Raw genomic sequence first — 18,977 nt, 5'->3', positions numbered from 1 at the left:
CGCGTGTCAGGCGTCCTTGCGTTTAAAGATTTTATTAAAATATCTTTTATAGGCCTCCATATCAAATATCACCGAATCGGTAGCGGCTTTATAGGAAAGGAAGAGCCCGATGGGCGTTAGCACAATAATAGCTACCCACATGCCAAATACCGTATTAACATTACCTGCCTTTACTGATTTTTCGCCTATGGTTGATATAATATAATAGATAAGGAAAAATATCACCGAAATTACCACCGGAAGCCCCAGCCCACCTTTGCGGATAATAGCGCCCAGGGGAGCACCTATTAAAAATAAAGCGATACATGCTGCGGATAAGGTATATTTCTTTTGCACTTCCGAGTCGTACCGGCGGATGGTGGAAGCATCGTTACTATATTTATCGGCACGATTTTTCAAAAAATCTTTTACCGACCGTACTTCAGATGCAGCGCTTGATAAGGCCATCTGCTGATCTGCAATTTTCATACTTTTTAGTACATCTTTATCGGCAGCAATATATTTCACTTTTGATTTGGCCGGCAAATTAAAATACTTGATGTAGGGTGTAATAAGCTTATAATTGAGCATTACAGCGGCATCCGTGGCCTTTTGGCTCGAATCAACAAAAAACTTAAGCTGCCTTAAATTCATCATCTGCGATGCCGACTTAAACTCATTTTCATCGGTGCGGCTAATTTTAAAGGCATCCAGCGGAAATTTTTGCTCCATTTCTTTAAAACGGAAACGGGTGAAGCGTTGCCGCAAATCATAGTTGGCACCGTCGCTTTTTGATTCCACATAATTTACACCATCCTTTAGTTTTAGCACCAAAAACTTATCACCCATAGTACGAAACATGGTACCTTCATGGGCCATTGTCACTTCGGTATTATTGGTTTCCTCGTTCTTTTTGTAAATAATAATACCATACAGCCTTTGCCCATCTGGATCTTTTTTGGTTACACGAATGGTGTAACCCGGAAAGCTGGAACTGAATATCATCTCGGGCAGTAAATCGGCCGATTTCTGCTTCCGGGCATCATACAATAAGGAGTAATATTTCAGGTTAGCTATCGGCAACATATAATCTGAAAAGAAGAATGCAGCGATACTTAATACTGATACAACAATTATCATGGGATACATTGCCCGGCGTAACGAAATGCCAGCAGCTTTAATAGCCACCAACTCATAATTTTCGCCCAGTGCGCCATAAGTCATAATGGTTGATAGTAATACCGATAGCGGCAGCGCCATTGCCACGTTGGTTGCCGAGTTGTACATCATCAGCTCCAGGATGATATACCAGGCAAAGCCTTTGCCTATAAGGTCGTCGATGTATTTAAACAAAAACAACATCAGCAACACAAACATTACGATGAACAGCGTGCTTACAAAAGGCCTTATAAATGATTTAAGCAGTAAAAGATGGATCTTTTTCATCAGGGCAATTTGTATTTACAGGATAAAAAACGCGCAACCGTGCAGGTTAATTTTCATTAACGCAAAATTAGCGTTTGATAATACAAAATTAGCTAAAATTAAATTGGCCTTACGCGCCCAGTACGCTAATGAGGTAATCAATCTGGTTATCCCATATCAGTTTTCGTTCGGGGATCTGGTCTTCCGTTGCAAAATCGGTGATGCTCAGGGCTACATCATTGGTTAGTTCGTCTTGCAAAATTTCCATTTCAAAATAGCATTGCGGCTCGTCCTCAAGCCATTTGAACCTTACAAGTTTATTTTCTTTAACTAAAATAAGTTTGGCTTTTTGCGGTTCATCGTCCCAGGTAAAAGTAAAAACCTGGTCACGAACATTTACATCATCGGCAAACCATTGTGCTAACCCGTTAGGCTCATTTAGGAACGTGAACAGTATTCTTGGAGATGATTTTATCTCATACTCAATAGTAAATTTCTTTTTTTCGGACATCGGGGTTTATACTTGAAAACAGGTTATGCAGTAAATGTTAACATTTTTTCTAAAGAAAACGAATTTCTGCTATATTTGCAAACCTTTTTAAGGAAGCCCATTGTTTTATAAACAGGGCTGCTCTTTTTAACAACCATGTAAAAAGAGGATTAAAATAAAAACGGCGGGGTAGCTCAGATGGTTAGAGCGTAGGATTCATAACCCTAAGGTCGGCAGTTCGATCCTGCTCCCCGCTACTACAGCAGGAAACGTGAAAAATTTTTCACTTTCCTGCTTTTTTTTCGCCCGTAAACTACTGGGAATCAGGAACATTTCAGCAATAGCCTCATTAAGCAAAACAGTTCGAAAACGTGTTCCATCAAAGTATAATTTTTGAGGGAAAATATACATGATCAGCTGTCTTTTGCCCACTGAATCATATTTTTTGTACAATAAAAGCAGCCTTGAAACGCAGGAAACGGCATTTTTAAGCAATCTCTCTATCTTGACAGCCCCCGAAACGACACCTTCAAGCTGAACTTCAAACTGTCTGATTTTTTGATCGCAATCCGATTTAAATTTCCGGTATTCATCCGCATCTATTTCGCCTGAATAATATTTATTTCTCGCATTGGTCAGTTTGAGATTAACGGTCTGTATCTGGGCAATAATATCTTTACGCTTACCAGCTACAGTTCTATTGGTATTCCTTTTACTGTATTCGGCCATTAATTCATTCTCATAAATTTCCAGCATGCCTGGCTTAACTTCGAAAGAGAAAAGCAACTTTTCAAATCTTTCATTTAATTCTTCCGACTTAAACCTCGTTTTACATCCTTTCGTGCAATGGTAATAAGTATAATACGCACTATACCCTTTTGAAGAGCTGCCGGTCAATTGTCTGCCACACTTTTCGCACACGATAAGTTGACGAAGCGGCAAATGATCTAAAGAAACCATTTTTGGCCCGTATCTCCCCTTTTCGCGTGATGCAAGGATTTCCTGCACTTTATAATATAAACTTTCAGAAATAATCGCCTCATGCTGCCCTTCGGCCAAGTAGGCTTCTTCATCTTTATATTTAGCAATCTCAATTTTGCCGCAGTAAGTAGGATTTCTGATCACACCCCAGAAATGCGCACTGCCACATTTCAGACCTTTCGCATTAAGTTGCTTGCGCACCTGATCGGCGGCAAACTCCCCTTCCGCTATCTGCTCAAATGCCCACTTGACTAAACTGGCTTCCGGTTCTTGCACGGCAATATACTTTTTGCCATTTTCTGTAACCTTATTCTTATAGCCAACTGGCGCTGGTCCCATATATCGCCCCTCTTTTCTTGCCCGCCGCATACCATTAAAGGTATTCATTGCCCTACGGTCATTTTCCACTTCAGGGGTAGCTAAATAGACCGCCAACATGATCTTGCTTTCGGGAACAGACATGTCTAATGGTTGTTCAATAGCCTGCGGATCGATTCCTATAGACTTTAACTTACTGATCATGGCATAAGCATCACCGGCGTTTCTGCTGAACCTATCCCATTTTGTGAATAGAACCAAGTCGGCACGTCCCTTTTGCTTTTTTAAGGTTTTTAAAAACGCTTCCCATGCTGGGCGTTTAAAAGTTTTAGCCGAGTGATCTTCAAATATGACCTCTCCGATTTTATATCCGCTATGTTCACAATACCGAACCAACCGGTCATGTTGGTCACGTTGAGAATAACCCTTATCGGCCTGTTCATCCGTGCTGACCCGCACGTATAAATGTGCTGTTTTCATATATTAAATTCTTGTTCCAGCGTTAATTTAGCCAATTTTCGCATGGCATCCAAGATTAATTTTGCCTTTTCAAGGGTAATATTTGGGTCGTGCTTTTTTAGTATTTCAATCACTTCTTCCGGTGTATATGGTTTATAGTGTTTACTCATCTAGTAAATATTAAAGACCAATAATCGAACAAATATGATTTCTACAAAGGGGTGATAAACGGGGTCACCCCTTAAATTTATTGCAGTTAATTTTAAATATTAGCTACATTCATCCATTATGATAGAAGAGTTTCTACATCAGTCAGAACAGTTTGCCACAAACGATTTTCAAAAGGAATTGCTTATCGCATCAATTAACAATCTATCAGATCAAAACAACAAGCTTCGATTCAATAATTTTGCTTGCGGTATACGTGAGCTATCCAGGCATGTATTAAGCAGCCTAGCGCCGGATGAAGAAGTCTTAGCATGTTCCTGGTATCAAAACGAAACAGATAAGGAGAATGGCATTAGCCGCGCCCAGCGTGTTAGATATGCAATACATGGTGGCCTTGACATAGATTATATAGAAGAAAATCTTTTTGATATCAAGACTTACATTAAAGGAGTGATTAGCACGGTTGCGCTCTTGAGCAAATATACCCACGTAAATGAAAGCACATTCGGGATTCCGGAAGAAAAAGTAGCGGAACTTTCCTCTGGGGTAGTCCGCGCCTTCCAGGAATTTATGATTGCGATTGAAAATTGTCGAGAAAAATTGATCGATGTACTGGAAAGCGATATTGATGAAGCTTTCATTAGAAACGCAATCGTGGATAGTATGGAGGCCTTAGATGAATTAGCCAGCCATTACAGCCTGGAAGATATTGAGACCACCATGATCAAAATTACCGGATTAAGCAGCGACCTGGTCTATATCGAAGTCAGCGGTAACATTGAGGTGATCTTACAATGGGGTTCCAACAGTGATCTGAGAAATGGTGACGGCCTAGAAGCGCCGACTTCATTCCCTTTTACCAGTGCTTTAACGATGGTCATAGACGAAAACTTTCCAAAAGGTGACATACAAATGGAAGGCCTTAATATTGATACTGGTGATTGGCACGAGCAGGAAGACGATGAAATCTAAGGGGTCACCCCATTAAACTCCCCAAATAACAAACTCCCCCTTCTTCACTTTTGGCTCATTGAAACGAATCACCATGAGCAGAACAATCGCAAGAACGCATACTAAATGGAAACCAAAGTTAAACGACAAGCCCATCATTAAACGTGTCCGGGAGCATCCCAGGCACACAGTCAAAAGGCGCTTACGCCTTTCCGTTTCACGGAGTGAAATGGAAAGTTTGGACACCATCATTTAATTGCCGCAAGGCTGCAAATTACAAACATTAATTAGATCAGAAACTTCGCTTAAATGAAGGACTTTTTCCCAGGAGACTGTTAACGCCAGTTAACGGCAAGATGTATTTTCGTATACACGAAAAGATCTTGCCCTCATCCCTCGGGGAAACCGCTTCGGAGCTTGCGGTTTCTGGACACCAGTAAACATGTATTTATGAGCCGTAAAAAAGCCGAAGACCAGGACGAGATTTTGAGCCACCCTATCATCATGCGGGTGAGCGAAAGCCAGTTTAAAAAGCTGGAACAGATACGGGACAACAGCAACTGTCAGTCATTAGGCGAAGTGGTCAGGAAGATCCTGCGAAAACAACGCATCCTCTATTTTCATAAAGACATCAGTCTCAACGGCCCGATGGAAGAATTGAGCACAATCCGAAAAGAACTGAAAGCCATTGGCATAAACATCAACCAGCTGACCCGCAGTTTTCACATCTCCCAAAATGAGGCACAAAAGAACTTTTTTATCCTAAAGGTAGCCGAGCGGTATGAAAAAGTCGAAGAAAAAATAGACAGGTTATTAATTATCATATCCCAACTATCTGCAAAATGGTTGCAAAAATAATCACCGGTAAAAATATCCGTGGCTTGCTGATGTATAATGAGAAAAAGGTTGAGGCTAACAAAGCCGTACTCATTATGGCGAGCCGTTTTGGCGGCGATATCGAACAATTGAGTTTTAAAAACAAGCTAACCCGCTTCGAAAACCTGACAATGCTCAACAGTAGGGTAAAAACCAATGCACTGCATATTATGCTAAATTTTGATACCTCGGAAAAGATCAGCACGGCGAAGCTGCAACAGATCACGGCTGCCTATATGGATAAGATCGGATTTGACGACCAGCCCTATTTGGTGTATCAGCATCGAGATGCGGCACATGATCACGTACATATCGTCACCACCAATATGCAGGCTGACGGTAAACGTATTGATGTGCATAACATCGGCACGCTGCTTTCTGAACCCGCCCGTAAAGAACTGGAGGTCGCATATGGCCTGGTTAAAGCCGAGGGTAAAGGGTTAAAAGAAGCATTAGGCATCAAGCCGATTAACATAGAAAAAGCGGTTTACGGAAAAACACCGACCAAAAGGGCGATCACCAATATTGTCAACGAAGTCACCCGCACCTACAAATTCACCTCTATAGCAGAACTAAATGCGGTACTCAAACAATTCAACGTTGTTGCCGACCGGGGCCGGGAGGATACGTTGATGTTTGAAAAGAAAGGATTGATCTATTCGATACTGGACAAGGACGGTAACAAGATCGGGATCCCATTTAAGTCCAGCAGTTTGAACGGCAAGCCGACTTTTAAAACCCTCGAAGAAAAATTTGAGCCGAACAACGAGAAGCGGAAGCCATTTAAAGATGACTTGAAGAAATCTATTGATAAAGTCTTCAGTAATTATACGGACATATCCAAAGCCACTTTTCTGAAAGAACTACAACGGCATCAAATCCATGCAGTTTTCCGACAGAACGAAAACGGTTTTGTTTATGGCCTGACCGTTATTGATAACAAGAACCGTACGGTATTTAATGGCAGCGACCTTGGCAAGGCATATAGTGCCAAAGCCCTAACGGAAAGGTTCGCTTTAACCGACAAATCCGTAAAGCCAAAAAGCTATTTAAAAGCACAGCAGCAAACGCAATACCTCAAAAAAGGCGAACCGGATAATATCTATCTCCGGCCACCGGAGCCAACAAAGTTTTTAGAAGCGCTTTTTGAAAAGTCAGAATACGAACCATCGGCAGCTATGTCGCGAAAACGCCGGAGAAAGAAACGTAAGGGCATCTCACAAGACAACCAATTAACACTATAAGAAATTATTATGAATACAGGCGAGGATACACAGGGCTTACGCAAGATCATTGATCTGACCAGGCTTATCAGCTTATTGATATTAAGCGTTCATTTTTATTTGGCTTGTTACCAGGCGTTCAAAGAATGGCACTGGACGGCGTTATTTACTGACCGTATTATCGGCAACATCGCCAAAACCGGCTTATTCAGGGGCCTGCTCATACCCAAACTGGCAGCATTACTTCTCTTGTTCGTATCGCTCCTGGGTGCAAAGGGTAAAAAAGACGAGAAAATCCAGTGGAACAGCATCGTAGCCTACCTGCTTTGTGGGCTGCTTATCTACTTTTCGAGCCTGCTGGTTTTCCATCTGCCTGCCGGAAATAGCATGTTAGCTACCCTATACATGGGCATCACCGGAATAGGCTACCTGCTGATCCTGACCGGCGGCACCTGGTTGTCAAGGTTAATTAAGGCGAACCTAAATAAGGACATTTTTAACAGGGACAATGAGACATTCCCGCAGGAAGAAAGACTATTGGAAAATGAGTACTCCATTAACCTGCCCGCTAAGTATAAATTGAACGGAAAGATAAGGGATTCTTGGGTAAACGTTATAAATCCCCATCGCTCAACGGCGGTTTTGGGCCTGGCAGGTGCCGGAAAAACATATTTCGTAATCCGTCACATTATAGACCAGCACATTCGTAAAGGCCATAGTATATTTTTATATGATTTCAAGTTTGATGACCTGACCCGGATCGCCTACAACGCCTTGTTAAAATATAAAAATAATTATAAGATCAAACCCACTTTTTGGGTGATTGACTTTGACAAAATCTACCATCGCTGTAACCCCCTCGATCCACAAAGCATGGAGGATATTACGGATGCTACTGAATCCAGCCGCACCATTATGCTGGGTTTAAACCGGGAATGGCTAAAAAAGCAAGGTGACTTCTTCGTGGAAAGCCCGATCAATTTCCTGACGGCTATTATATGGTATTTGCGCAAATATGAGGACGGCAAGTATTGTACTTTACCGCATGTCATCGAATTGATGCAAACGGACTATGACAGGCTTTTCGCGGTATTGGAACAGCAAGAAGAGATCAAGGTGTTGATCAATCCGTTCATATCGGCCTATCATAACAAGGCAATGGCGCAATTAGAGGGGCAGATAGCTTCCGCCAAAATTGGTCTGGCCCGTTTAGCTTCACCGCAATTGTATTATGTGCTATCCGGTAATGATTTTACCTTAGATATTAATAACCCCGAAGAGCCTAAGATCGTTTGTATGGGTAACAACCCGCAAAAATTGCAGGTGTATGGTGCGGTACTTTCTTTGTATGTGAACAGGATGCTTAAACTGATCAACAAGAAAGGAAAATTAAAAAGTAGCCTGATCTTCGATGAATTCCCAACCTTGACAGCCGACCTGATCCCCACGATCAGTACCGGCAGATCGAATTTGATCAGTGTGGCTATCGGTATCCAGGATTTCAGCCAGTTAAAGAAGGATTACGGGGTCGATCACGCAGATGTGATTACGGGAATCGTAGGTAATGTTATCTGCGGTCAGGTAACCGGCGACACAGCGAAAAAGATGAGCGAAAATTTCGGGAAGATCATGCAAAACCGCGAAAGCCTGAGTATTAACAGTTCAGATACATCTATTTCCAAGTCAACGCAGTTGGATTATGCTATACCTGCATCGAAGATAGCTGCGCTTTCCTCCGGAGAGTTTGTGGGAATTGTGGCGGATAACCCGGATTGTAAAATCGAATTAAAGATGTTCCATGCGGAGTTACAAAATGACCATGCGGCTATTAAACGGGAAGAAGAAAATTACGAGCCACTTCCCTTAATCGCTAAGGTAACGGAGCAAGATATTCACGAAAAATATAAAAGTATCAAAAGGGATATTGAAAGGTTGTTGACTACTGAACTTAAAAAGCTGGATGTCAGCGAACCCGAAGCGGTTGATGAAACGCAGGCAAATGGTGAGGAATCGCAACGAGCTGTTTCATTATAAGTTCTGTCACGTTTTACGCCTAGATTTTTAAACCCTGAAGTAAATTAGCACAACATCAATTTGCTGTTAACGAATAAAAGTCCCTAAGCGCTCGCCGCCGGGACTTTAAACCTAAACCTTATCACAATAGGGTCAGAGTTGACCCTTTTATATTTTCAAATATGGCCATTTATTTCGCGAAACCAAAACTGCCCCTTTTGCAGCAAGGCAGGGCGGCCTGAGAACCCGAACCGCCCGCCAATACTGCTTATGATGCTATGCTATTGTTGTAACGCTAATTAGCGGATAATTATGGCAATGCTTCCTTTTAACTTTTCATTATGGCGTTTCCCGATTCTCGTTGTCGTATCAACCATGCCCCATTACATAATCGTCGCATGTTTTCGTAAAATGACATGATCTCGCCCGGAGGCAGCGTTTCGAAATCTGTACGAGTAGATAAGGCAACATGTAGCCAGGCATGGAGGTTGTCCCTGTAGGCTTGCGGCGGATAACGATCAAAAGATTGTTCGAGTATTGCATAGGGGTCAGATAATTCTTCACCTGAGAAATCCGCCGGGAAGTATGGCCACATACGGCGTTCGTTTTCGAGCTGTCCGGGCTGTATTGATTGCGTATCTATGTTGTCATCCTTAAATTTCAGTAGTTTGAGGTAAGCAGCTTCCATCAATCTTAAATGCAGATCATACCTTAGCAAGAGTGGCTCAGGACCCAATTTCGGATCATTGTAGTATTCTTCCTCAACTACAAAATATCGCCACGCTTCTAATTTCCTCAACTGTTCAGGCGGCTGCCCGGTGCTAAAAAATTCAACGATGACCTGTAAGGGGTCAAGGAATTCGCCTATCCGTAAATTCTTAGGGAAATGATCCCATGGCGCTGTTTCTCCGCAATACATATTCGTTTTATTTAGCTGTTTTGAACTGATATTTTATCTCATTTATTAATTGGGGATTAAGAGACAGGGGAGCCGGACAAATGTCACGGCCCCTGGCTGTCAACCTCAGTGTCTTAACTGATTATTTTCGGTTACATCGTTTTTATATAATATCCCAACAAGATTTGATACTCACAGGGAGGCAGGCAGGGCCGGGGAATAATCCACGACCGCTGCCTGTTCTACCACTGTGCTCTTAGCAGTTTCCCGGTTCGGTTCTTTTGATGACAATTCAAGCGTCAAGTCAAGGAATGCTTTGACAAGTGAGCAAAGTTTGTCTGCATCTTGATCTCCGACCTCGTAATTGTCCCTGTATCTTGCCTCTGTATAACTTCCGGCCAATACCCGGAACAGTCTTTTATCTTCTTTAAAGTGCCGCTTAAACAGCCTTGAAGGTTCGGCGGAAAAACATTCACACAGGTATAACAAACGCTCAATGTTGTGTATATCGGCCCTGTAACCAGTATACAGCCGGATCAATCCCCGGCAGGCTTGTTCCACTGACTGGTGCAGCAGGAAAGCCACATTGTTGAAAAATCCTTTTTCAAAGCAGTCTAAGGCGCTTTCTAAAAAGCCGGAAGCCATGCTATACATTCGGGAAAAAGCTTCCTCGTCTTTTAAATAACTTCCCTCCGTATTGTCTGCATTACCTTCCGGGGACATGGTAAAACCATCAGACGTGTATACCAACAGACCATTCAGGCAGGCATCCACAAAGAACCGGTCGTACCTGTACACCGCCTCCAGCACCGTAGACAGCCCATGCGCAATGATAAATACGCCGGGAAAATGGCTACTGATAAAATCCTGCATGACATATTCAATCCTTTTGGTCTCTGTGGTCAGGACTAACAGATAATAGGTATTTTTCATACTATGATCTGGCTGCATAAAACAGGTATTACCTGTAGTCATGGAACTTAACGCACCAAAGCAGATAACCTTTTCAATTTGATAATTGCTGGTCAATACTTTTGCAATTTCCTGCAGTTCGTTATATTGCCCGTCGCTGAGTTTTATCGGCTGTTTTTCCATATCAAAAACTTTTTTTTAGTTATCAGGTTGAATGGTGGTTCACATCTGCCATGCGTTCCTGGTATTCATCCCTTGCTATCATATTCAGAAGGTAAGCATTCAGCATCAATACATTCATACCTGTTTCATTCTCTGTTTGTGCTATAGGGCCATTTAGGAGAGGTTCATTCAGATTGAGCAAGTCCATAGCGGCAATACTGGATTCTGTATCTTTATGAAAAATCCCCCAGATCTTTACGGAACAAAGCAGCGACATTTTTAATAACCGGTTATGATCATTTGTTGCCGGCATGAAGCCTGTCATCATCGCAATCATTGATTTCAGTGTATAGTTTATGGCTTCTTTTACTGTTGAAAGACACTCAGTGTAATTCTTGTCCATTTGCAATTGCTGTGCTTTAAAGTACAGTTCATGTCCATGATGACCCGTTCTATCCCATATTTCATCGATCTCTTGTTGGGTCATATACGGCCCGTATTTCGGGTACTCCGGTATCGTTACAGATGTAGATTGGTAGGTGACATCCTTTAGTCTAAAGGCATAATAGTAAAAGCTTGAACTTTTACGCTCTGGTTTTTCAAACCACTTCTGTTTTTTGACAAACGCCGCGATGGTTACCAGGTGAGCGCAGCCCTGCTCTATCCTGGCGGCGATTTCATCGTTAGTAAATGCCTGGTCGTTTGCAACAATGATCAGCAGGAAAAAAATAAAAGGCTCCTCAGAAGTATGGAAGTGGCATACCATCTGTACGGTGGGCTCTATTTTTAAGATCAGTTTCGTGACTTCTTTTAACCCAAGTTTTTGGGCCGGTGTCGCTTTAATCGAAACGTTCTTTCTGACCGAGTCTGCCATAACGCTTAAAGCTTTTTTATCTTCAGATTCGCACAATATCTTATTATCCTCTACCGGTTTTTCTTTTAAAAATGGCTGTGCCGTTTCCCGCTGAAAGATCAGCCACGCTGCCGAGTACATTTTTTTAATGTGCTCATATACCGTAATGATCTCTCCGGGTGTTGTTGTCTCGTCTATCGCGTTACTTGATAAAGCTGCGTTTATCCATTCCCAAAGGTGATCTCTGAACGCTTCCGGCTGTATTTCATTAAAGGCGGCTTTTATAACCAGGTACGGGTTAAGCAATTCCTTCTTAGTAAAATGATTGGGATACCAGGCCCATTCTTCTTTTTCGCTGGCAAGCTGTTCTTCGGTGATCTTATCATCACTATAGGACGGCTCTTCGTCTTCCAATAACAGCAGGTAAAGCGATTCCAGTAACCTCAAATTTAGTTCGTAATCATAGAGCAGATTACCCGGCCCGAAGCGCTCGTCATCATAATGCTCATCATTAACAACGTAATGTCGCCACCTTTTCAGCTTTTCATAATGGCCTTCGACATCATTGGCATCGAAGAACCCTTTAAGAGTGATCAGCGGATTCCTAACCTCTGATTGGCGAAGAAATTTGGGGTAGTGATCCCAGGGAGCATAAACACCGCAATACATAACCAATTCATTAAGCCGGCCTCCATTGACCGGCAATACAAAGTTGGTCACTTGAATACTGCTAAACCATTCCCGCCTGTTTCTATTGAAGAAAAATCAGGGCATAATTTATTCTCCCGGTATTTCTAAAAAAGGGAGGTACTTCGCCTTTAAATAAATGTGAGGCTCCAATTTTCATTCATCTTAAAGGATATTGGGGAGGAAATTGATGTTAGACTACATTGCAACAATCCGTATTAATCGTTATTTTGAAAGAACCTTATTCATTAAGAGCATTGCGATTTATTCCTGGAGTTTATAATTTATTCATTGAGATTACAGATTTGGACTACTTTACTTTCATTCGCCTGAGAGAAAAGCAAAAGAAACCAGTGTTTATAATCAATAACGGTTGTATAACGCCAAAATCGGGTATCAACTGACAACATGGTTTTTACTGCTGATAAACTCATAGAGTTCTGGAATCCTTTTTACCAAAAAAGACGAGGCTTCTAGATCCTTCCATTCAAACTTGTTCGCTATAATTTTTTTATGAACATAATCTGCCAGCCCTTTTTTATAGAATGGTTTCAATGTACCACCATCACCTTCGATTTTCCTAAAACCTTTTCCATAAGGCAGCTTGTCTTTAAAATGACGACCTAATTTTATACCGGCTTTTATCGGAAAGCATTTCTTTAAAATGCTATCCTCATAACCAAATACATCCTCTAAATAGCCTTTAATAATGGAGTCAGGCAATACATTTTCAATTTCTGGCACTTCAGTTTGGCAGTAGATAAAATTACCTCGCGTTATATTCTCAAAGGGCAGGTGCTTGTTATTCTTTAAATCGTTATCTGCAAGTAAAAATACGTTGCTGTTAATGAAGTAGGCTTCGATCTTGTTTTCAATTCCTATTTTTTCAGTTGTATGAAATTCATGGTCAAACTCATAATGCAGTAGGTTTATTCCCCCATATTCGACAAACGAAAAGTGGAGGCCTTCAATAGGCCTTATTTTATCGGCCGCCAAAGTTTGAACATAAGCATGTAAGAATGCTTGCAGGTAAAAGCGATCTGTAACCCCCTCGACCCAAATACTGCAATTGCTGGTAAGTACTGAAGTATTAAATACGCCTAATAATTCCAGCGTATGATAAGCCAACCCATTAAAAGATTGGATAGATGATGAATCTTTGTCACGTCGACTAAATACCATGATTTCCCCCGCGCTTGCAGTCATTAGGGCAGCGGACAGAATATGATTTGAATGCGTGTTGATAAAATACCGAAGTTCTTTTTCTTTTAAAAAATTATTATTCGCTAAGGCATCAATTAGAATGTTTTGATAACCAGGATGTAAATGATTTTCTGGCTCATCAATAAATACCCAAGCTCCATCTTCGGCGTCGAAAATGGGAAACAATAAATTTATGACCGCCTGTACCCCATCTCCCAAATTATGCATAGCCACATCCTCATTTTCCCCCGGCAGAGTGACTTTTATATTTCGTTCTTCGCCTTTTTCTGTTTGCTCGGCAACAATATGAATATCCTCGTTTTGATAAAATGTTTTTCCGATAAATTTCTCGAATTCGCGAAAACTGTTTGCCCGTTTACGGCTGGTATTCCTGGCCATCCCTATTTTTTTGTACAATTCCATTCCAGTTTCAATTTTAAGTTTACTGGTCGGGCCGGAGAAATGTTGTGTTAATATCGTTTGTGCATAAACATCATCTTTAAAGCCCACAATCATTCTGGAAGTGCGTAAGACAGGAATGTAAATTAAGGTTTTATTGAAATCTTCAAATTTAAGATCACAAATTATTTTTAGATATTTCTGCAATTTTTTCAATATGCTGAACTTTAGGGCAAAATCAGGAAAGGCTTCGTTGTCCCTTAAATTATGCTTCCAATGCACATTTAACACGTTTGTTTTTTCAAAATGCCTACTATTAGGAACGTCCTTCTTTAAAAGGTCATAAACCCATATAAATAAATTTACGGCATGGTAGGCCCGATTAGCAATCGTTTTTAGCGAGTCGAAACCAGATGGAATAGCTACTGCTACTAAAGACTCATTTAGATTATTTAATGTGGTTTTAAACTGAAAAAAATCTATTTGGCTGTTAGCACCAAAGTATTCCTTAATACTATCATAGATAGGTTGACCTTCTCCGCCAGGGACAAACTGGAATTGCAGGATTTTTTCATCCAATGTCTCTTTACCTTTTTTTGAAAGTTCATCAAAAAGACAAAGGCTTTCATTATAAAGTAAATTGAAATTTTCTGGTGCCTCAAATAATACATTGTGCTCCTGGTTAATTATGGTGCGCAAGAATCTGCTTTTGCGAGTATTGTTAGCCCCGATTATGATATTCAGGTCGCCAATATTGCCCAGAAATCGCGCAGGTAGCCCATCTTTAAAGTATTCATGATTATTATTGAGCCTGAGATATTTCATTGCTTAATGATTGGTATGCGAATTTACAACTAAAATGCCACGCCTGACCAAGCTACTAATTACAAAATAATATGGCCGGCCATACCTGAGACAATGCAGCTTTAGGTTTCTTAATTGACGTATTATAAAAAAAACAAATGATCACTTTGGGTGTATAAATACGCTACCTACCTACATTAAGTGTACTTAAGAATTCCTTATACAACCCTTCCGCTGTATCGATCAGTTTACCCACTTTTTTTATGGCATTTTCGATTATATGTCTTTCCGGCCGATAAACCGATTTGACCATATATTTTACATAGCCGTTTTGAAGAATCACAATGAAATTTGAATCTGTTTGGTCAGATTCATAGATTTTAAATAACTCATTTGTAGCAATAAGGGTTATTTTTAATAACTTTAGAAGGTCATTAGTGTCTGTATTATAGCCACATATAACTTTAATTATTTGAACTAAAGTGTTCTTTGCCAGTTGATGCAAATGAAATGCAGCCGTACCATAATTTTCTTTCTCAAAATTAAATTCGACCGATTGAAGATAATCTTTCGCTTTGCTGCCCCAGTGCAACCAATCCATGTTTGCCTCGATCCGAATGATATTTTGAGCCAAAATTGGCAGATCAGCCATTTGATAATCTTGTGATCTATAAACTATAATTCCGTTTTTTAATGCATTGATAAAAAAACGCCGCCCAACGGATATCCCAGTTTTGAAATCTTTGCCGAAATGCACTAAAACGAGAACCGGTACACGCTTATTACACAGATTCTCAATTTTATTGGCAACTTCAATACAAGAGGACGAGTTTTTATCATCAATGATTACAAGCAGAAAATAAGCAAAGACTTTTGAATACTTACCTAAATAACTCATCATTGAAATTGCCGGTATCTCTCTGGTAATTATCCTAATCAATTCATCGAGGATCATTTGTTCGATTTGACTAATAGTATTAGTGAAATAAGTTTCATGAAATGAGCCCTTAGAAAAAAAACTTCTTTTTAATCGATCGGATTTCGTTTGAACATTCTTCTTAATTGGGATTTTCAAGTATGGATTTTTAGAATTCCTCTGAGAAATTACCCAAAATGCTGAATACAATTTTGTAATGCTTTCGTAAAACCTAACCGGGGAGATCGGATCTTCTTCGGGATTCGGTGTCCTGTTATTTAATTTATCATTAAAAAATTTATAAAGAATTCCGTGCATTGCAAAGGGGCTTAACTGTTTAAATACACTTTCAATAGCGAGATACGGATTCTTCAATTCAGCGGTGGAATTTTTTTTGGGGAAATATAACCATGTCGCCCTCTCCTTTTGTAGCTGTTGGTCTGTTGGAATAGACAACATCTTGCCGTTATGATCATTCGAAAGGAAAAGCATATAAGCCGATTCTATCAAAATACTGTTGTGATCGCAGACATAAGCTTCTGAAATAGGACCATCATCAATTGTATGATTATCTTCTCCAAGAAATCCGTAAGGTTTCAACTCCTTGAAATATTTATTAAAATGGGGTGTCCATTCTGAGTTATAGCTCTTTGTTAATACCAAAAGTGGATTTTGTGTCTCAAATTGGCGTAAATATCCTGGCGAATACTCCCATGGTGCAAAGTCGTTGTTTTTCATAAATAATCGATTTAAGCCATTTTTTAAATACGTTTTCAATCTGTCTCAGCCAATCATCTTGTAGTCCAACAAGATGTTATTGGGAATCTGCATGCACTGTAAACCCTCTACATTGTATAAGCTTTTTAATTCCTGAAAGCGGTCAAGGTTGGGTTGCCACCCAACCATTGAGCCGCTTAACATCACCAGAGCCAATATTTAAATAGATTAAAGAATTCAATACCCCATAGAATGTAGGTTGTGCAAACCTTAATCGTTAGTTTCGCGGCGATAATGCGTATAAATACAGTAGATATGCTTTAATCACTCCTGTCTATAATGGCCGACAATACAAAGTTGACGAGACGGAAAATGCTAAACCATTCCCGCCTGTTTCTATCGAAGAAATATCAGGGCATAATTTATTCTCCTGGTATTTCTAAAACAGGCGTTTCAACACAAGCATATTTTTTTGTTACATTTGTTTATATATCATACTATCATATATCTGACCCATGAGCGCTACCACTGACACACCAAAGAACATTCATCAAGGCCGTAACATTAAACGTTTCAGGGAAATGCTTGGCCTTAAACAAGAAGCCTTAGCCTATGCACTTGGTGAGGAATGGAGTCAGAAAAGGGTGTCGTTACTTGAATCCAAGGAAACATTAGAGCCTGAATTACTAACACAAGTAGCAAGAGTGTTGAAAGTGCCTGAAGAAGCGATCAAGAATTTTGATGAACAAGCGGCTGTGACTTATTTTAATTCTTTTTATGACAGCAGCGGTGCAGGGGCGTTTTTTTCCTCTACAAATTTGCACTGTACGTTTAACCCGATAGACAAATGGCTTGAAGTGATTGAAGAAAATAAAAAACTTTATGAACGACTTCTAGCGAGCGAACGCGAAAAAGTTGAAATCTTACAACAGATAGCACCACACAAAAAACACGATTAAAATAAGTGATAAGATTTTATCAAGGATTAGATCTTTAATCTGCGACTTCTGATAATTCCCTTACCACTTATTTTAAATAATGAAAAACGGCTTGAATTATATCCAAGATTAGGTCTTGCTCCTGAGATTTCTGAAAATTCCAAGCCGTTTAAATCTTTATAGTGGACCTTGCCAATTAGGAAACTGGATCAAATTCATTAAAATAAATTTTACTACTATATTTGATGTCGGGCTGCTTTATATTGTATAGCCTGTCTTGCTTTACACAGGCAAATATTCTTAATATTAACTTGTTCCGAATGGCATTTAGAACTGACATTTTAGCTTTACCTTCTTTTTCCGTCTTTCTTATATAATATTCGCGTAGGTCCGGGCTAAAGCGACTCGCATTTACTGCGCATGAATTTAACAGAGCTTTCATTTTTTTATTGGCAATATTGGAGACTTTTGCCTTTCCTGTAACTGTTCCGGATTCTTTAACGAACGGAGCAACACCGGCATAACAGGCGAATTTTTTTGGGTCACTAATATTTTTAAACTCATTTGTTGTTATTATAATTAACAGAGCTGTTACCGGCCCCACAGAGGAAACTGAGGTAATGATTTCCATTAATCTATTCAAACGAGGATCAGACCTTATAACGTTAGCTATAAAACCGTCTATTTGTTTTAGGTCATTAGATATTGCATCAAGGCTATTTTTACAAAGCGCTTTATTTTGCTGCTTAATTATTGGGGTCGAAAAGGCAAGTTGCTCGGTCAGTGGTATCGTTACTGCTCCCTTCAAATCCAACAGTTTGCGTCTCAACGTAAATAGGCTAGCGAGTGAGTTAATTATCGGCCTTCTTGGCTCCCATATTCGAAGTCTATCACGATCTTTATAAGCGTATTGAGCTATACGCATGGAATCTATTTTGTCGTATTTACCCCGGACGGTCCCAAATGAATTACGTATATGAAGCGAGCTTTCGACTACAATGTTTGCCTTAATCTTACTTAAAAATGTTAAAAGAGGATTGCAATAATTGCCGGTATTCTCCATGCAGAAAACAGATTTGCTAACCATATATCTGTTATGCGATTTAATTTCTTTGACATAATCTGAAATATCTTCAACTTTATTTTCAATTACCTTATGGCTGATAAAAATATTATCTTGATATAATGCGATATCCAACTTGTTTTTGGAAACATCTATACCAATGAAATAAGAAAAAATTCGTGGTTTAGGTGGATTGACTTTACAGAAGTCCTCGGTAGTTTGAGTTGTCAAGGTATTGTGATATGGGTTTGTGTTTAAAATACGAGAGATTATTTTATGGGGTAAGCCTTAAAACTTCGAACCACGTATAATTCCCTCTCGCGAAGCAAAACTATGGGGGTAGTGTTAACAAACTTTTAACCGTTTTTTAAGAAATCAATAATTAAAAGGATAAAGTATCTCCTTCTTTTTTTATTGACTTAAAGTTGAAAAGATATGGTGTTAAAAAGATTGAAAAAAATCTTTTTAAGTTGAATTGTCAAAGTACGATGATATTTGTATTGATTAAAGATGCGAGAGATTCTTTTATGGGGTAAGCCTTA

At 39.9% G+C, this 18,977-nt stretch carries 15 protein-coding genes and 1 tRNA gene; 6 read left to right on the top strand and 10 right to left on the bottom strand.

The features are described from left to right. Nucleotides 1-6: 6 nt before the first annotated feature. Nucleotides 7-1,425, bottom strand: a complete 1,419-nt coding sequence (locus ACFGVS_RS23920) for an LptF/LptG family permease (RefSeq protein ID WP_439695880.1) — start codon at nucleotides 1,423-1,425, stop codon at nucleotides 7-9. Between the two features lie 109 nt (nucleotides 1,426-1,534). Continuing rightward, a complete protein-coding gene (locus ACFGVS_RS23915; RefSeq protein WP_090642033.1) occupies nucleotides 1,535-1,915 on the bottom strand; it encodes an START-like domain-containing protein in 381 nt (126 codons plus the stop codon). Between the two features lie 162 nt (nucleotides 1,916-2,077). Between ACFGVS_RS23915 and ACFGVS_RS23910 the strand changes: the two genes are divergently transcribed. Then, a tRNA-Met gene (locus tag ACFGVS_RS23910) sits at nucleotides 2,078-2,151 on the top strand. Here ACFGVS_RS23910 and ACFGVS_RS23905 read toward each other — a convergent pair. Beyond that, on the bottom strand, nucleotides 2,111-3,673 hold the full coding sequence (locus ACFGVS_RS23905) for a recombinase family protein (protein WP_439699261.1): 1,563 nt from the start codon (nucleotides 3,671-3,673) through the stop codon (nucleotides 2,111-2,113). The genes ACFGVS_RS23910 and ACFGVS_RS23905 overlap by 41 nt on opposite strands. After that, complete coding sequence (locus ACFGVS_RS23900) at nucleotides 3,670-3,822, bottom strand: hypothetical protein (protein WP_439695879.1); 153 nt, start codon at nucleotides 3,820-3,822, stop codon at nucleotides 3,670-3,672. Before ACFGVS_RS23900 ends, ACFGVS_RS23905 begins: the two co-directional genes overlap by 4 nt. A gap of 118 nt (nucleotides 3,823-3,940) precedes the next feature. Between ACFGVS_RS23900 and ACFGVS_RS23895 the strand changes: the two genes are divergently transcribed. The 4 genes from ACFGVS_RS23895 (at nucleotide 3,941) to mobC (ending at nucleotide 8,904) form a co-directional block, all read left to right on the top strand. After that, nucleotides 3,941-4,792 carry a hypothetical protein gene (locus ACFGVS_RS23895; RefSeq protein ID WP_439695878.1) on the top strand — a complete coding sequence of 284 codons (852 nt, stop codon included), beginning with the start codon at nucleotides 3,941-3,943 and terminating at the stop codon, nucleotides 4,790-4,792. Nucleotides 4,793-5,221: 429 nt separating this feature from the next. Next, a complete protein-coding gene (locus tag ACFGVS_RS23890; protein ID WP_439695877.1) occupies nucleotides 5,222-5,629 on the top strand; it encodes a mobilization protein in 408 nt (135 codons plus the stop codon). Next, complete coding sequence (locus ACFGVS_RS23885) at nucleotides 5,614-6,891, top strand: relaxase/mobilization nuclease domain-containing protein (protein ID WP_439695876.1); 1,278 nt, start codon at nucleotides 5,614-5,616, stop codon at nucleotides 6,889-6,891. Before ACFGVS_RS23890 ends, ACFGVS_RS23885 begins: the two co-directional genes overlap by 16 nt. 9 nt (nucleotides 6,892-6,900) lie before the next feature. Then, entirely contained in the window at nucleotides 6,901-8,904 is a 2,004-nt protein-coding gene (gene mobC / locus ACFGVS_RS23880) for a conjugal transfer protein MobC (protein ID WP_439695875.1), read from the top strand. 307 nt (nucleotides 8,905-9,211) lie between these two features. On the opposite strand, the gene ACFGVS_RS23875 is transcribed toward mobC, so the two are convergent. The 5 genes from ACFGVS_RS23875 to ACFGVS_RS23855 all read right to left on the bottom strand — a co-directional run bounded on the left by ACFGVS_RS23875 (nucleotide 9,212) and on the right by ACFGVS_RS23855 (nucleotide 16,455). Further along, on the bottom strand, nucleotides 9,212-9,802 hold the full coding sequence (locus tag ACFGVS_RS23875; RefSeq protein ID WP_439695874.1) for a hypothetical protein: 591 nt from the start codon (nucleotides 9,800-9,802) through the stop codon (nucleotides 9,212-9,214). 171 nt (nucleotides 9,803-9,973) lie between these two features. Continuing rightward, nucleotides 9,974-10,876, bottom strand: coding sequence for a HEPN domain-containing protein (locus tag ACFGVS_RS23870; RefSeq protein WP_439695873.1), 903 nt, complete (start codon nucleotides 10,874-10,876; stop codon nucleotides 9,974-9,976). Nucleotides 10,877-10,898: 22 nt separating this feature from the next. Further along, a complete protein-coding gene (locus ACFGVS_RS23865) occupies nucleotides 10,899-12,428 on the bottom strand; it encodes a hypothetical protein (RefSeq protein WP_439695872.1) in 1,530 nt (509 codons plus the stop codon). 363 nt (nucleotides 12,429-12,791) lie between these two features. Next, nucleotides 12,792-14,822 carry an AAA family ATPase gene (locus tag ACFGVS_RS23860; protein WP_439695871.1) on the bottom strand — a complete coding sequence of 677 codons (2,031 nt, stop codon included), beginning with the start codon at nucleotides 14,820-14,822 and terminating at the stop codon, nucleotides 12,792-12,794. Between the two features lie 163 nt (nucleotides 14,823-14,985). Continuing rightward, the gene (locus tag ACFGVS_RS23855; RefSeq protein ID WP_439695870.1) at nucleotides 14,986-16,455 is read right to left on the bottom strand and encodes a HEPN domain-containing protein; all 1,470 of its coding nucleotides are present in this window, start codon (nucleotides 16,453-16,455) and stop codon (nucleotides 14,986-14,988) included. 494 nt (nucleotides 16,456-16,949) lie between these two features. Here ACFGVS_RS23855 and ACFGVS_RS23850 point away from each other — a divergent pair, with 494 nt between their 5' ends. Then, a complete protein-coding gene (locus ACFGVS_RS23850; RefSeq protein ID WP_439695869.1) occupies nucleotides 16,950-17,393 on the top strand; it encodes a helix-turn-helix transcriptional regulator in 444 nt (147 codons plus the stop codon). A gap of 175 nt (nucleotides 17,394-17,568) precedes the next feature. On the opposite strand, the gene ACFGVS_RS23845 is transcribed toward ACFGVS_RS23850, so the two are convergent. Continuing rightward, a complete protein-coding gene (locus ACFGVS_RS23845; protein WP_439695868.1) occupies nucleotides 17,569-18,666 on the bottom strand; it encodes an IS110 family transposase in 1,098 nt (365 codons plus the stop codon). Between the last annotated feature and the right edge of the window lie 311 nt (nucleotides 18,667-18,977).

It is taken from the genome of Mucilaginibacter sediminis, assembly GCF_051903035.1.
Classification (GTDB): domain Bacteria; phylum Bacteroidota; class Bacteroidia; order Sphingobacteriales; family Sphingobacteriaceae; genus Mucilaginibacter.
The sequence above is the reverse complement of the archived record's forward strand: the minus strand, read 5'-3'. Positions and strand labels throughout refer to the sequence as shown.